The 14,744-nt window shown below is 34.1% G+C and carries 12 protein-coding genes; 2 read left to right on the forward strand and 10 right to left on the reverse strand.

Translation table 11 applies throughout. The features are described from left to right. Positions 1-57 precede the first annotated feature (57 nt). The 9 genes from ACFFIT_RS12845 to traL all read right to left on the reverse strand — a co-directional run bounded on the left by ACFFIT_RS12845 (position 58) and on the right by traL (position 8,880). Positions 58-1,179 carry a TrbC family F-type conjugative pilus assembly protein gene (locus ACFFIT_RS12845; protein WP_385878265.1) on the reverse strand — a complete coding sequence of 374 codons (1,122 nt, stop codon included), beginning with the start codon at positions 1,177-1,179 and terminating at the stop codon, positions 58-60. A gap of 5 nt (positions 1,180-1,184) precedes the next feature. Continuing rightward, positions 1,185-1,688 carry a signal peptidase I gene (lepB, locus tag ACFFIT_RS12850; RefSeq protein ID WP_385878267.1) on the reverse strand — a complete coding sequence of 168 codons (504 nt, stop codon included), beginning with the start codon at positions 1,686-1,688 and terminating at the stop codon, positions 1,185-1,187. A 30-nt stretch (positions 1,689-1,718) separates the two neighbouring features. Beyond that, positions 1,719-4,097 (reverse strand): type IV secretion system protein TraC, encoded by a 2,379-nt coding sequence (gene traC, locus ACFFIT_RS12855; protein WP_385878269.1) that lies wholly within the window; start codon positions 4,095-4,097, stop codon positions 1,719-1,721. A gap of 153 nt (positions 4,098-4,250) precedes the next feature. Beyond that, on the reverse strand, positions 4,251-4,712 hold the full coding sequence (gene traA, locus ACFFIT_RS12860) for a TraA family conjugative transfer protein (RefSeq protein ID WP_446697457.1): 462 nt from the start codon (positions 4,710-4,712) through the stop codon (positions 4,251-4,253). Positions 4,713-4,760: 48 nt separating this feature from the next. Beyond that, on the reverse strand, positions 4,761-5,093 hold the full coding sequence (locus ACFFIT_RS12865) for a hypothetical protein (protein WP_385878271.1): 333 nt from the start codon (positions 5,091-5,093) through the stop codon (positions 4,761-4,763). A 105-nt stretch (positions 5,094-5,198) separates the two neighbouring features. Continuing rightward, positions 5,199-6,590, reverse strand: a complete 1,392-nt coding sequence (locus ACFFIT_RS12870) for a TraB/VirB10 family protein (protein ID WP_385878273.1) — start codon at positions 6,588-6,590, stop codon at positions 5,199-5,201. Between the two features lie 72 nt (positions 6,591-6,662). Next, entirely contained in the window at positions 6,663-8,024 is a 1,362-nt protein-coding gene (locus ACFFIT_RS12875) for a hypothetical protein (protein ID WP_385878275.1), read from the reverse strand. Between the two features lie 8 nt (positions 8,025-8,032). After that, positions 8,033-8,596 carry a TraE/TraK family type IV conjugative transfer system protein gene (locus tag ACFFIT_RS12880; RefSeq protein WP_385878277.1) on the reverse strand — a complete coding sequence of 188 codons (564 nt, stop codon included), beginning with the start codon at positions 8,594-8,596 and terminating at the stop codon, positions 8,033-8,035. Beyond that, the gene (gene traL / locus ACFFIT_RS12885; RefSeq protein ID WP_385878279.1) at positions 8,593-8,880 is read right to left on the reverse strand and encodes a type IV conjugative transfer system protein TraL; all 288 of its coding nucleotides are present in this window, start codon (positions 8,878-8,880) and stop codon (positions 8,593-8,595) included. Before traL ends, ACFFIT_RS12880 begins: the two co-directional genes overlap by 4 nt. Before the next feature lie 122 nt (positions 8,881-9,002). Between traL and ACFFIT_RS12890 the strand changes: the two genes are divergently transcribed. Next, positions 9,003-9,575: a hypothetical protein gene (locus ACFFIT_RS12890; protein ID WP_385878280.1), complete on the forward strand. Its 573-nt coding sequence runs from the start codon at positions 9,003-9,005 to the stop codon at positions 9,573-9,575. A 1,011-nt stretch (positions 9,576-10,586) separates the two neighbouring features. Next, complete coding sequence (locus tag ACFFIT_RS12895) at positions 10,587-11,849, forward strand: NupC/NupG family nucleoside CNT transporter (protein WP_385878282.1); 1,263 nt, start codon at positions 10,587-10,589, stop codon at positions 11,847-11,849. A 300-nt stretch (positions 11,850-12,149) separates the two neighbouring features. Here ACFFIT_RS12895 and ACFFIT_RS12900 read toward each other — a convergent pair whose 3' ends face one another. Beyond that, on the reverse strand, positions 12,150-14,129 hold the full coding sequence (locus tag ACFFIT_RS12900) for a BCCT family transporter (protein ID WP_385878284.1): 1,980 nt from the start codon (positions 14,127-14,129) through the stop codon (positions 12,150-12,152). Positions 14,130-14,744: the final 615 nt, after the last annotated feature.

The raw sequence follows: 14,744 nt of genomic DNA on the forward strand, positions 1-14,744 counted from the left end.
GAGTCATCAGTAAATTAATTTATATTGAAATTAAATTGACTTATGTGAGATCTGCTTTTAGCTTTTGTCTAAACACCCCTCTTTGACGACAAAAAAAGAATTATGCCCCGAAATTACACTGGGCGTGTGTGTAATAGAAAATCGGGTTATTAATGTGTCATTCAGTAAAAAAAGAGGTTGTTCGAAACGCTTTTGCAGTGTTTGAAATTGATCTCTAGGATTTGTTTGAGATATTGTTGAAGTAATCAAAGTTACATTGTGTTGATGATCTCTAAGATAGTTTTGTATCATCTGAACCTCGTCATCATGAGTCCCATTAAAAACAATGATTTGTTGCGTGAACGGAATATAATCGAAAGGATTGAGTCTAGTTCCAGCAGGAATGATGACTTCACCTAAATGATTAAATAGAGGCTGACTTATTTTGACAGTTGCATCAATCTGCTTAATTTTACATTCACTTGCTTTCTCTAAAGCAAAAGAAGGCAGAGAGTGCCAATAACGATAAACCGCATTTTCTTGTTTTAATGACCAATCGATTGTTGATATTTTTGCCAAAATCAGATCAAGCATATCTATTTCGCTTATTTCAACTGTAGATCCTTGATGGCCAAAATCAAGCACTCTTCCATCAAAAAAGGCTTCACAGTTTTCTTGTAGAGTATGTTGATGATTTAAACCAAAGGAAGCATTCAATTTGTCTTTTAGCCATCCAATGTTGGAAATACCAGTCACTTTTGCAATAGGTTTATTTGCATAAAATGCGACTAAAGCAGGGACCGAGACAATAGTATTTTGCGTAAACAGCTGTGGCGAGATGATTAAATTAGGTATTTCTTTCATATTTATAAATAAACCATGCCAAAAATTAACGGTCTCACTTAACGTACTGTCCTGGGTTATCCCTCTTATGATCAGTTGAGCATCATATTGCAAGGCTTCTTGCATCAATTGCTTGAGCATGTTTAAGGATAAATTTTTTGAAATCATAATTTTATAGTTAATATTCTGCTCAAAATCACATTCATTTATGCCTACTTGGCTTGTCTTGTTATCTGTTCTAAGCCCTAGATTATCTGCCTGTCTATTTTCCTCTGGTGCTTTGCCCATAACAAAAAACAAACTGGAGAAGCATAAAACAACAATGACATGTAAAGCCATCAAAAGACCTATTTTCATTTTTACTACCATAGAGGGTATGCCCTCCCATAAATTAAATCGCCATCGACTGTACCAAAATATCTAGAATCAAAACTTTCCGCGATATCCCCTGTAAACCAATAATTATTTGTCGAAATCTCAAATTCTTTTGTAAAATCATCTCCATTTAAATTTAATTGCTTGGCTAATAAAAAACCCTGCGAAATTTTCTTTTTATCGATAAAAACTGATTCATTGGTAATTTGAACACGCTGCCCCTCTGAACCTACTACTCTTTTCAATAATAGTGTCCTATCAGGATAAATTGGCATTAAATTTTTAGCATAAAATGCATATAGGTGAGTGTTTTGAGGTACTTTATCGTAGGTATCGATGAGGTAAAGCCTGTGATTGGGTAAACAGGGTATATCCTGGGTATCTAAACCCAAACGAAATCTTGCAAAAAAGACGTGTCCAACACTAAAAATTATCATCACCAAAAGTATGATTTGAAGAACATACTGGCGTTTTGATATAAATACATCCAAATAAAACCTTCTCAAATTCCCTCTCTTAACTTATCTTTTTTCAAGCAAACTAAGAATGGCTTCATTGGTATTTAGCCCCTCATCGGTTAACTGTTTTATAGCATGAACATCTTCAGCTTTTGTGGAATAGAGTAATCTGTGAAAATCATCCACAATAAGTCGACCAATACCAATACCACTTGGTGTTATCAAAAAAATTTCTGCATACTTACCAGGTATCGTATGAAGTGTTTTCAATAATTCATAACCAGAAGAATTAAGGGGTAAACGATTAGAAAGCTTAAGCTGATCGATAGTTTCAGCTTTTTGGCCTAGTAAAAACATATTTGCTGAATTTTCCGCAATGGCTTTACCCGTAGGGTGTTGATAAAGATCGTTAATTGACTGCGTGATAGTAACCGCTGCCCCTCCATATTTTCTAAATCTTCGGTACCCAGTTTCAATAAATTTGGCTATATCCCCTTCACTCAGCAAATCCCATGCTTCATCAATGAACAATATTTTAGGCTTATCTCTATCCCCTAAATACATCTCCTGCTGAATTTGATAAATGAGACTTAGCAGAATGACCTGTTGAAGATTTTTTCGTCCTTTTAGTTCTTCTAGTTCCAATACAGTTAACTGCCCATTAAGTTTAGTGGTATTCTTTGCATGAAAAAATCGCCCGTATTCACCTTGGGAAGTAAACGGATAAAGTTGGATTCCTATATCAACCACTCTTTTATCTTGATGTTTTTTAAGTAAAATAGCCAAATCGTCAATAGTCATTTGCGTATTTTGCTCTTCAAATAGTGTATGCATAGCACGCTTGAGTTCTGCTATTTGCAAATCACTCAGAGCGGATTGAGGGGCTGCCATAGAGCTGATCAAAGTCACTAGCATGTCAGATTCTTCAGCATAATTTTGGACTTGCGCAAAAGGATTAAAATTCATCTGATGAGTTTGGCCAAAAGCTAAAAAATCCCCTTGATAAAATTCGCACAATTTTTCATACGAGCGTCCCACATCGATGACCCAGCATTGCCCTCCTATGGATAAATAGGAGGCTATCAGTTCGTTGACCAGAAAAGACTTTCCAGCCCCAGATTGAGCCGCAATACAACAATTATAATTACTGGTAGAATCAAATAATGATATAGGCATTAGTTGTCCTGTTCTCGAGATAAGTTCTAACACGGGGGTTCCTGTGCCTTTCCAATCACTGAATATGGGAAGCAACGCAGCTGCTTGAGAGGAAGCTAGCGTTTTGTAACGAAACAAATCATTTATTGCTCTTCTATCCGCTCCAAATGGGAGTGAATTTAACCATATGGGGAAATGAAAATATTTATCCTCCATAATTTCAAATCCTAGTTCTTTATAAAAAGTTTTAGCATTCGAGACATCGGCTATAGAATCTTCTAAAGAGTCAGAAATCAATATTAGTGTGAGCATAAATTTCACCGGCCTATCCCCTTTCGCAATAGCCTCAAACAGAATATCAAATCCCCTTTTTTTCTCCCCAAGCATAGGCACAAATTTAACCATAGGTCCATACGCCTGATTAATAGACCATTGGCGTTTTGTTTCTAATCGTGAAAGCTGGTTTTCTAGATCTGGGAAGTGAATCGTTGCTGTTATATAAAAATGCCCCCCAAGGCCCCTATCACCTGTCATTTTATCTGCAGCATAGTGAGCAGCATGGCCAAAATAAAAACGACTAGGTAACCTTTTAAATGAGAGTGTTTTGATAACTTTCTCACTTAAATTAATTACATTGTGATTAATATGAAGTGCGCAATCCCAATGGAGAATTTGTTGATTAAGCGTTTTATCGATATCTAAACTTTGAGGCTGTTTTACTGATTGATTTAAATTTATCAAATCTGACATAATTGAAACATACCCTTGCGAATTCATAATCTCAAAATGAAACCCAATGGTCTTTAGGGATTGAACAACGCTTTGTTGCAGAGGTTTTAAAGAATCGATTTTTTCTTGTGTTGGAAAAGCGCTTTCTAGTGGGATTTTGCAAGTAATGACCAACATAAAATCACGAATCGCAGGTAAGAATCCTTGATTCTTTTTTCTTTGCGTATTCGTTTCAAAGAATTCAACTTTTTTTCTCATAGGAACAACACAACTAGGAATTTTTTTTAGAATTCTTAAACTTTTAAACTCAATGAGGGCCTTATAGATGTTTGGATTAGCGATTAAACTCATTTGTAATAAGCTGTCTTTTGGCCAATCAAAATTCATTAAAACATTCAATCGTGAAGCAATGTGTTCTTGGGGATATGGCAATGGTTCACAAATAAAACCAAAGCCTAAATGCCCATCATCAAGAAAAAATATTTTTGCATCACTCTCATATGCAAGCACACTTAATTTATCAGCTAACCGATGTTGCTTATTTTTGATTATCTTCATACGACTCCTTTAAAAGATAAGACTAATTTAATCAATTAAAATATCCATTGACACGAGGTGAATTTAAGATGTTAAAAGTATTGATAGTTATTAAAGATAGATGTTCTTTTCTTGCCACAAAAAGAGCATCTATCCCTATTACTGATTAAAAAGCTAATTGAGATAAGACATTAATTGGAGCATAGCTTGCTTTTCTATTTCAATGTCTTGGGGTAAAGTTGCTGACATAACACTTTCCACAACTGTCGGAGTATTATAAAGTCCCATTCCACCGCCAATTCCCAAAGCAAAAGCCATCAAACTTTGCCGAGCGATACCACCAACAATTCCTACAAGAACCATAGCACCTGCAATAATTCGGCCCAGTGTGCCTTGCGTCCACTCTTTTAGCGTGTCCCACACATCACTAAATGCATCACCGCCAGAGCCTGCAAAAATATCTTGGCTAAAACAAAAAAAACAAATGAACAACAGAATCAATTGACTTTTTCCCTCTTTAAATGCGTGATAGTTCAAATAAAATTTACAATCGGTTTCTATTGCTTTTGGCATTTTTGTGTTGTTTTTATTTTTCATGGCATTCCTTTTTATGTATCCATAGTTAAAATTAAGCATTGTGTTACTCCATTAGCTTAGATTGCTTAAGCAAATTATCCATACAGATTATCTGCTCAAGTGTATAAAATGACCCTCAAAAATATTCCCTTCCTCATCTTGCCATTGGGCAATCCAAATCCGGGCTAGTCTATTTTCCGAATTGTCATAGGGTTTTATTAAAGAAGATTTATTGACCTCTCTATTTCTAGATTCCGCCAAAGCATATACTTCACTAGCGGATAAACATTTCACTCCACTTGGCATACCTTGGCATCCATACTCTGTTTCGCCTATGCCGAACTGTGCACAGCCAACTAAAGTGATTAAGCAAACAACCCCTAGTAAATATATAAAAATTTGATGTAATTTTGTTAATAGCAAAGTTATGGTTTTCCTCATTTTCCCCTCCCAATTTAATTTCTCGTTTAGTTATTCGTTTAGTTATTCGTTTAGTTATTCGTTGGATTGTAAGTTTTAAATTGGCATCTGATTAGCTAAAACGAACTAGAATGTAGTGCCTCGAGTAACAATCATTTCTATTTGTCTAGAGGCATCTATTTCTATGACGGGAAACATATTTTGTGCCATATCCAGATAAAATTTTGCAACTCTATCTAATGCCTTTGCACTTCCCTTAAGCGCCGCACCTTCTAATGCTTCTTGGCTCATCATATTCTGATAGATTGGTTTGGTCCCAATATCACTGGTCTGGATAGTGGGTACTGGATTAACATCAAAGGCACCAGCCAATCCTTGTAAAAACCCTGCCATCAAAGACTTTGCAACTAACTGACCTTGCTTTGAAACTAATCTTCCTCTTATACCTGTCTTCCCATCCTCACCCACTGCATAAGCTTCCAAAGGGGTTTCTACTACACGATCATCTTCGAAAATACACGACAAGGTTTCAGCTCTAAGGTACGCTCGTTCTGAACTCAAATCACCATACCCACCCATAACTAAAAAGCAGAATCTAATATCACTGAAATGATGATTCGGCATAATCGCCTCTTTTTCAATTCTTAGTAGGGCTGGAAAAGGCTCTTTTCTTGCTAAATCATGAGTAGGCGCATCCATTCCTGTAATTAATGTTCCTGATAAGATGGAGCCTGCCACCAATTTTAATTTTGGAATTTCAGGCAAGTTCTTGTCTTCAACAAATGTCCTTATTTGTAAAATCTCACTAGAATTTGATGGTTCAAAAGGTTTAAAAGAATGACCATTTTGAGGCGATTTAACATCAAATGAAGATTGATACTCGGGAGATGAGGCTTCATTTAGAGCAAATGAAGCCAAAAATCCTTCATTCATAGCATGATGATCTGAATAAAGCTCATCTAAATTTGAATCGTCTAACAAAAACTCTTGCTCTTCCTTGCTTGTATCGTTTGGGTGACTATTTCCTTCTCCTATGGATGTTGATGAAAAAAAATTTAAGTGAACCTCTGAATCATTAAGTTCTTCAGGTGTTGATGATATTTTGCTGTTATTGGTTATCAGTGAGCGACGATTTTCTTGAATAATTGGAACTTCTACATTAGTTGGCATTCCTAAAAATGAAGTTGAATCAAAAGAACTATGAACTGGTGCATTAAAGTAATCATCTTCATTCAAAGAAGAATTTTTTAATTGCTGCTGTAACTGTTCAACTTGCTTTTCTAATCTTTGAGCATTCAGTTCAAATTGTTTTAATTTTGCAGATAAATTATTCATATTAATATCTCTTGTATTTATATCGGTTAAAAGATGAGTAATAGATTCCTCCCTTTTTTTCTTTTTCTCAATTTCTTGTGTCGGTGTTAATAAATAGATTATTCCTGCCACAAAAATGATAGTTAAAGTGATCACTATTAATCTTTTATAGTCTGAGGGAATTTTTTCCCATATTGCTTTCATATAAGGCTCTCAAATTTGAAAATGACGAATTGCTTGTATTTAACCCTAGCGGTGACTTCACCTTAAAAACTGCTATTTTTCGGCTATCAATATTGCTAATGTTTGTTCTTTTTTTTCGAGATAGGTTTTAGGATAAAAGGCCAGAGCCATTAATTTACTATACTGACACCCATCGTAATTTAAATGTACAGAAGAGTTTCCTCGTATACTTATTGGACCTATAAACACTAGCTTATTTTCATTTTCTAGAACTAATCCTTTGGAAAAATCAATGTGTACGTCTTTTTGTTCACATTTAGGCAGAATTTTAGAACTAACGTTGTTGTTCACCTTAAATCCATTAGGTATTTTTTTATTAAAAATAGATCGCATGATTTCCTTTATTTCATTAGTTCTCGAAGACATATGCTCTCTGTGGTTTTGTTTAAAAGAATCTTCAAAATCATAGAGTGTAGACATAAGCTCTTGTGTAATTTTATCTCGATTAAAATTCGAGATAAGGGTTACTTCCCTTGGTGGAATTCTCTTAGAGATCAATGTGAGTGACATGGCATATAAAGGATCATCTTTTTCAGAAATAAACAATGAAATAGGGCCTGCTTGTTCAGTTAAGACGTATATCACAGGACCATCTACCTCAATTGGCACAGTACTACTGGTTTTAACCTGAGGATTTTTAAACGGGGTTATGAATCGATTAAGATGATTCACAGCAATTGGAATGAGATGATTAACCCCCTCTTCTATTTGAATAATTTCTTTTTGCTTTAATGATTCATTAGATTTAAGGTTAGAAGAAAGCGATGTCGATATGTTTTCGCTTTCCTTTAGATTTGTCAGATCATTTTTTGAATTCATTTGTGAATCTATAAGATATTCAATATTATGGGTTTTCTCTTTTAAATCTTCGCTAGCTAAAATACTTTTTTTCTCGTCAAGCCTTTGTCCTAATTTAATTTCTGTCTCTTGTGCTGAATGAAAGTTTTTTTCACTATATTTATCTGGCGCCTTTTTAATGCTATTTAAATTCAATTCTGCCGCTACAATATTTTTGTCTAAAGACACATGGAGTGTCGGAGTTTGAATAATAAGTAAAATATTTTCTATCATGTGCTGAGAAAAAGTGAATAGCTCTTTGTTATTTATATCAACTAATTGATGAGAGAAATTAATCGGTTCCTTTTTATAATCTACTGTGCTATCACTATCAGCCCATATAAATGCAGAATAGGCAAAAAAAAGAAACATGATAATAATAGTTCTAATGTGAAAGGATATAAGTCGTTGTGCTCTTTTAAATAAAAGAGCTAACAGTTGAGGTTTACTCTGTAAACGCTTATATTTCCAAATTAATTGATTCATTTTTTTCTTAACATAAAAAAAATCGAGAAAATTTGTGTTATCAAAATTTAATTGTCGTTTGTTGTTTTTCATAAATATCCTTATTTACGAGGTTGACCTTGATATGTGCTCATCCACATAACGATAGGCATAAAATTTTGGATCTTAATTTCAAATTCATATGTTCTTAGCTCCCGACTTGATTCCCCTGCTATACCTGAAACAATCGAATAACCAGTAACGTAAATTTTTCCATTTTCTACATCATGCTCTACTTGCCTAGGCCCAAAACTTAACGTCACACGATCATTCTTTATCTGTTGCGATTGCATATGAAGAACATCCATGACATGCTGGTAAATGCCAGGAGATAACATGGGGGATAATGCTGATTCAATAAGAGACACATTACCAGGGGTAACGTTTCCGACGAGTCCTGAGAAGTACAAAGCTAAAGAGGTTAAATACTCCGAAGACGCCGAATATTTTTCAATATTCGCTTGTTCATTAAGTGTCGGGGGAATAAAAGTCACTATGCTTTTTTGATGAAAGTTTTGAATTGTTAGAAAAAGGATAATGATGAGTTCTAAAATCAATACTATTTTAAATATTTTATTCTCTTCAATTACTCCTAAATACTTCTTAGTAAAGAGATCATATCTCATGGATAGTAACTCCTCACAAATGGATTTGGAATTGATTTAGCATTTAAAGGCAAAACTCCTTTCCAATACATATAATGCAACAAATACCCATCGGGTTTACCGTTTCGAAATCGCCTATACAATTTTGTAAACACTAGTCCAAGTGCTGTTAGCACAAATGCTTGCTCGATAAATATGCCTAATACTAAACCTAATAAAATAGGTGCCATTTCATCCGCACTCCACAGTAAAAAATGAGGTGGCTCATCTATATAACTTGGTATTTCAATTAGCTGCAGTGTCATTTGAAAATCCCTCCTTAAAATGACAAAATATGACATAAATTTGCTGTCACTTGGGATGAGAAAACTATACAATTAGTTATTATTTTGACATCAACCCACTTAGAGTCCTCTATGGAGTAACAATGGATTTAATCAAGCATGTTTCTATTGGCGTTTTGTGTTTAGTTCAAACCACTGCTTTTGCGTTTAATGACTCTCTTACATCCTCTAAAACAACTCAATCATCCATGAATTTTGGGTTATCACCTTCTCAAAATGATAAAAATCTTTTGTTGACGAAATCCGACAAAATATCTAAAAACTCAAAGTTTTCAACCGTGATTTATAATAAAAACTGGGATTTACAAGGATCTATTAATTATTTAAAAGCGAATGCACAACCGAAAAGTACAGGTGAATGTGCAAAAGCCGTTAGACTGGCTCTAGCGCAAGGTGGTATTCATATTGAAGCAGTCCCTAGTGCAAAATATTTAGGAGAAAGCCTAATGAATAAAGGATTTAAAGAAATACCTAAAGACAGTCAATTGATTGCGGGCGATATCGCAGTAATACAGCCTCCGAAGGGAGATATCCATGGTCATTCTGCTATGTTCGATGGGAAAATATGGATATCAGATTTTAAACAACAAACTTTTTATCCAGGTAATGATTACCTTATATCAAAACCACAATATAAAATTTATCGATTAAATTAATAAAACGAATGGATTGCGGTAACAAGATAAAAACATATTTGACTTAAAAATCATAGGGAATAATTTAATCAATACCCGTCTACTCGCAGTGTTAACAAGTCTACTTCCTCTAAAGTTAGAGCTTTTAAATACTAAAAGGATGTAGTTCTCTTCTATTCACTTACCTTAAGTGGAATAACAATAAATATCTTAATCATGACTTAGTCAACTTATTGAAAAAAATAAGTAATAAACCATAAGAAGGTAAGTCATCCCTATCAATGGGGGAAAGGGCGCACACCTGTTTGTTATCAAATAACTAAAATGATACTTAACTAAATTCCTGAAGTACGGCAAACAAATAGTGTAGATAAGTAATTTAAAATTGCCATTCATAAGTAACATCTATATTAATCAGCTACTCTAAGTTCGTTCTATTTTCTTGCTTATCCAATAGGAGAAGCAACCTTTTCACAATAAAAGTTAACAAAAGCACTCAGAGTAATCTCTTGACGCAGTACTTATTTCGTTACTTTCACTTTCTACCAATTTTTTACTTCTTTTTAATTCTATTTACCCCCTAACCAGATTTTGATTTGAATGATTATTTTTGCAACTTTCAATTATTCTGAATATTTACCCACATATATGTGAATATTCTCACATAAACCCCAGTTAATTATTGAAAATTCATATTATTCCATAACATATTAAAATACAGACAGCAAATTTGTTAAGTTAATCACAATTAACAACAAATAAAAGCAACCAAACAAACAAATTTGTTAGAATGAGATCAAATTCTAAAATTAATTCAATTTTGAGAATTTAGATCAATACTCTATAATCCCTAAGATATATTCAATTAAAATTGTAATTTGCTATGATGGTTTAAACGGTCTTGTATCAATTACAAACAGTTTAAGTATTTAACAAATCATTTTTTGAATTATTAAAGCCTGCTTTAAAAGAGCATTGAAAATTGTAATACTCATTATTGGCATTTATTGCTACTTAACAAGGAATCTAATTATGACATCTATTCTGATGAGCTTGGTTGGTATGGCAGTACTAATTAGCATTGCTCTATTATTTTGTGATAACCGAAAAGCAATTAAATATCAAACCGTAATAGGTGCTTTCGCAATTCAATTTTTATTCGGGGGATTTATATTATATGTCCCTTGGGGAAGGGATTTACTTGCTGGTTTTTCGGCCGGCGTACAAAATGTTATTGATTATGGTAAAAGTGGATCGGAATTTTTATTCTCAGGTCTGATTTCAAATGTGAATAGCTTTGGTTTTATCTTTGCCTTCCAAGTCCTACCCACATTAATCTTTTTCTCTGCTTTAATCGCCGTTTTATATCACATTGGCATTATGCAGTGGGTAATAAAAATTTTAGGTGGTGGTCTTCAAAAAGCATTAGGGACATCTAAAGCGGAATCTATGTCTGCTTCAGCCAATATTTTTGTTGGTCAAACAGAAGCCCCTTTAGTTGTAAAACCCTACCTATCACGTATGACTGATTCTGAATTATTTGCAATTATGTGCGGTGGTCTGGCTTCGGTTGCTGGTGGTGTTCTCGCTGGATACGCTTCGATGGGTGTTCCCTTAGAGTATCTTGTTGCTGCTTCTTTTATGGCTGCACCAGGTGGTTTGTTATTCGCTAAACTTATTAAACCTGAAACTGAAAAAATTCAAGAACTGAGTAATGATGACATTTCTGGCGGTGAAGAAAAACCTGCTAACGTAATTGATGCTGCTGCTGGCGGCGCAGCAATGGGCCTAAAATTGGCTGCAAATGTTGGCGCTATGTTACTTGCTTTTGTTGGCTTAATTGCCCTAGTAAATGGCCTTTTAGGTGGCATTGGTGGCTGGTTTAACTATGATGGTTTGAGTTTAGAACTTATCCTAGGATGGCTTTTTTCTCCTCTTGCATTTTTGATAGGTGTTCCTTGGGATGAAGCGCAACTTGCAGGTAGCTTTATAGGTCAAAAGCTAGTTCTCAATGAATTTGTAGCTTATCTTTCATTTGTAGAATATGTGGGTGAAAATGCATCAGTTGTTCCAACTACTGGTATTGTGATGACAGAAAAGACAACAGCAATTATTTCATTTGCTCTCTGCGGATTTGCAAATTTCTCATCTATTGCTATTTTACTTGGTGGCTTGGGCAGTTTGATCCCATCAAAACGTTCTACTATCGCTAAGATGGGTGTTAAAGCAATTATTGCAGGTACTTTATCAAATCTGATGGCTGCGACAATTGCAGGGTTATTCCTCTCATTTTAATTAGCTTATAAAGCCTTCAGTTAATATTAATATCCAAAGAGTTCCTTATTTTATAGCTTAATAAGAAAACGCTTTGGATATCTCTGCTTTTAGAAATGAATTTTAACTAAGAGCTAAATTCCAAACACTCCTTAGCTTTTCATTGAGCAATTAATATTTACGCTTTCCTAACTTAGTTCAGAGCAATTGATTAAAACTCGTTTGCTCAAAATAGACATTTCTAATGTAAGTATGGGTGATTATCTGATAATAATCACCCATACTTTAAGATCTTGTCGAACAAAAATGGATAGACTGACTTTATCTCAATACATGCAGAAAATGAAGATGTCTTTCATATTGTTCTACAATATCATTAATGACGTCCTGACTAGTCCACCCCATGATGTCATAATTTTGTCCACCCTCTTTTAAAAAGACTTCCGCTCGGAAATATTTAGCATTCTCACTGTCATCCTCTGTCGATGCAAAATCTGGCTTGAGATAGGCTATTGGTTTCACTTCATAAACAAAATCAATTTCACTGCCATGAGAGACCGTTAATTTAAGGCTATTTTCCTCACCTGATTCTATTGTCGTTGCCACCCCTTGACGAGTGAATTCTTCACATACCGTATCAAAACTTAACTTAAGCACTTCATTCAGAAATCTTTCTATATGAGTACGTCTTGGGTAAATCATTAAATTACGCATTCTTTTTTGCCAGTTCATATTGGTAGATGAAATATTCCCTGATGTATTTAATGATTGCTGAGCTATCATTTTCTTCGTATGATCAATCCTCAGAGCTTTTACCAGTCCCCACATAGATATCAATAAAATAAACGTAAAGGGAAATGCACTAGCCACAGTAGCTGCTTGTAATGCAGCTAAGCCACCCGCTAGCAATAATGCTATTGCTATAATACCCACGGTAATAGACCAAAATGCTCTCTGATAGGCTGGTGTATCTGTTTTTCCTCCTGATGCTAGCATATCGATAACTAAAGCGCCTGAATCAGCAGATGTCACAAAAAATACAATAATCAATACCAGAGATAAAAATGAAAGAAATGTGGACATAGGGTAATATTGTAAAAATTCAAACAATACAATCGGCGTATTTGTTTTAGCTATTTCAGCTAAGTTTGATAATGCATCAGATTGAACAATATTAATTGCTGAATTTCCAAATACTGTCATCCATAAAAACGTAAAGCCTGCTGGAACAAATAAAACACCAAAAACAAACTCACGAATACTTCTGCCCTTAGAAATTCTAGCGATAAATAATCCTACAAATGGGGACCATGATAACCACCAGCCCCAGTAGAAAAGTGTCCATCCACCTATCCAGTCAGTCGGCTGATAAGCATACAGGTTGAAACTTTTATAAACAATGTCTGAAAAATAAGCGCCTGCATTTTGTAAAAAGGCTTTCAACAAATAAATGGTAGGACCAAGCAGCAGTATCAATATCATCAATATAATGGCAAAGAATAAATTCGTTTGTGATAAAATTTTGATCCCTTTATCTAGACCTGTTGTAACAGATAGAGTAGCTAGGCTTGTAGCAAAAATGATAAGTATAATCTGCACAGTTCTATCTACAGGAATATCAAATAAATAATTTAATCCGCTGTTGATCTGTAATACACCAAATCCAAGCGAGGTTGCCACCCCAAATACTGTGCCTAATAGCGCAAATGTATCAATTGCATTACCTATAGGTCCATAAATTTTATCTTTTATTAAGGGATAAAGTGCAGAACGTAAACTTAGTGGCAGCCCATGTCTAAAACTAAAAAAAGCGAGTATTATCGCAACCATAGCATAAATAGCCCAACCATGGAGTCCCCAGTGGAAATAGGTTAATTTAAGCGCTTCTTGGGCATCTGTAATTTGTCCTCCCTCTCCTAGAGGTGGTGAGACAAAATGCATTAGTGGCTCCGCAACACCAAAGAACATTAGGCCAATCCCCATCCCTGTTGAAAAGAGCATTGCAAACCACGTGAAATTCCCATAATCAGGGCTTTCATGATCAAGCCCTAACTTGATATCACCTAAACGACTAATTCCAAGTACTATGGTCGTAAAAAATATCACAGCAACAGTAAATACATAAAACCAACCAACATCACTAATTAACCAAGATTGAAGATCTTCAAATGTATTTTTCATTTTTTCTGGTTGCCAAAAACTCATTCCAACCAGTAAAAATATAATGGTAATTGCGCTAATAAATACCTGCCAATTAACTTTCAACAATGAAGGTTTAGTTGGCGTTAGTTGTTCACTCATTATAAATAGACTCCTAAATTGATAATAATTAAATGTAACTTACTTAATACACTTTTGTAAGGATATTAAAGATTAGATTCAAAGGACTAAGTCAAAAATTTTTATAAACGGCAATAAATGAATAAAAAGGAAGAGTACCTTTGCATTTTATTGCTTCTTTCATGAGGACTTGCAATCAAAAACGAGGTAATAAGAAATGTAATTGCGATCCATTGCATTAGTTGAAAAACGCTTTAAAAAATTCCTTTTTAAATAACTCTTTTTTATTAATAGCATATATCTTTAAAAAAAGGTACTTGACAAATTTAAATGCAGTTTCAAAGATTACATTTAAGCTTATCAGAACATTTTACTCTGCAGTTTGAGAAATTTGCATCTCATTTAAATTAAAATTAAAAACAATTACTTATATAAGATAAATGGTCTATTTGAGTCATACTAAGTCTAAACAAGAAAATATAAATGAAAAGATTTGTATTTTTTTGTCAGTTTAATTTATTTTTATGTTTTGAGATAACTTGATACAAATTGATTGGTTGATTAGACTATATTTTTGATACTAGTGAATATTTTAATTTCCCGAGAAACAGATACTAGAAAAATAGCTAAAGCCTG

The sequence above is a fragment of the Thorsellia kenyensis genome, from assembly GCF_042432445.1.
Lineage (GTDB): Bacteria > Pseudomonadota > Gammaproteobacteria > Enterobacterales > Thorselliaceae > Thorsellia > Thorsellia kenyensis.

Excerpts from the sequence above, each read along its gene's own strand:
- ACFFIT_RS12845 (WP_385878265.1), bottom strand. The coding sequence starts at position 1,179 with ATGAAAATAGGTCTTTTGATGGCTTTACATGTCATTGTTGTTTTATGC.
- traC (WP_385878269.1), bottom strand. The coding sequence starts at position 4,097 with ATGAAGATAATCAAAAATAAGCAACATCGGTTAGCTGATAAATTAAGT.
- traA (WP_446697457.1), bottom strand. The coding sequence starts at position 4,712 with ATGCTTAATTTTAACTATGGATACATAAAAAGGAATGCCATGAAAAAT.
- ACFFIT_RS12865 (WP_385878271.1), bottom strand. The coding sequence starts at position 5,093 with ATGAGGAAAACCATAACTTTGCTATTAACAAAATTACATCAAATTTTT.
- ACFFIT_RS12870 (WP_385878273.1), bottom strand. The coding sequence starts at position 6,590 with ATGAAAGCAATATGGGAAAAAATTCCCTCAGACTATAAAAGATTAATA.
- ACFFIT_RS12875 (WP_385878275.1), bottom strand. The coding sequence starts at position 8,024 with ATGAAAAACAACAAACGACAATTAAATTTTGATAACACAAATTTTCTC.
- ACFFIT_RS12880 (WP_385878277.1), bottom strand. The coding sequence starts at position 8,596 with ATGAGATATGATCTCTTTACTAAGAAGTATTTAGGAGTAATTGAAGAG.
- traL (WP_385878279.1), bottom strand. The coding sequence starts at position 8,880 with ATGACACTGCAGCTAATTGAAATACCAAGTTATATAGATGAGCCACCT.
- ACFFIT_RS12890 (WP_385878280.1), top strand. The coding sequence starts at position 9,003 with ATGGATTTAATCAAGCATGTTTCTATTGGCGTTTTGTGTTTAGTTCAA.
- ACFFIT_RS12895 (WP_385878282.1), top strand. The coding sequence starts at position 10,587 with ATGACATCTATTCTGATGAGCTTGGTTGGTATGGCAGTACTAATTAGC.
- ACFFIT_RS12900 (WP_385878284.1), bottom strand. The coding sequence starts at position 14,129 with ATGAGTGAACAACTAACGCCAACTAAACCTTCATTGTTGAAAGTTAAT.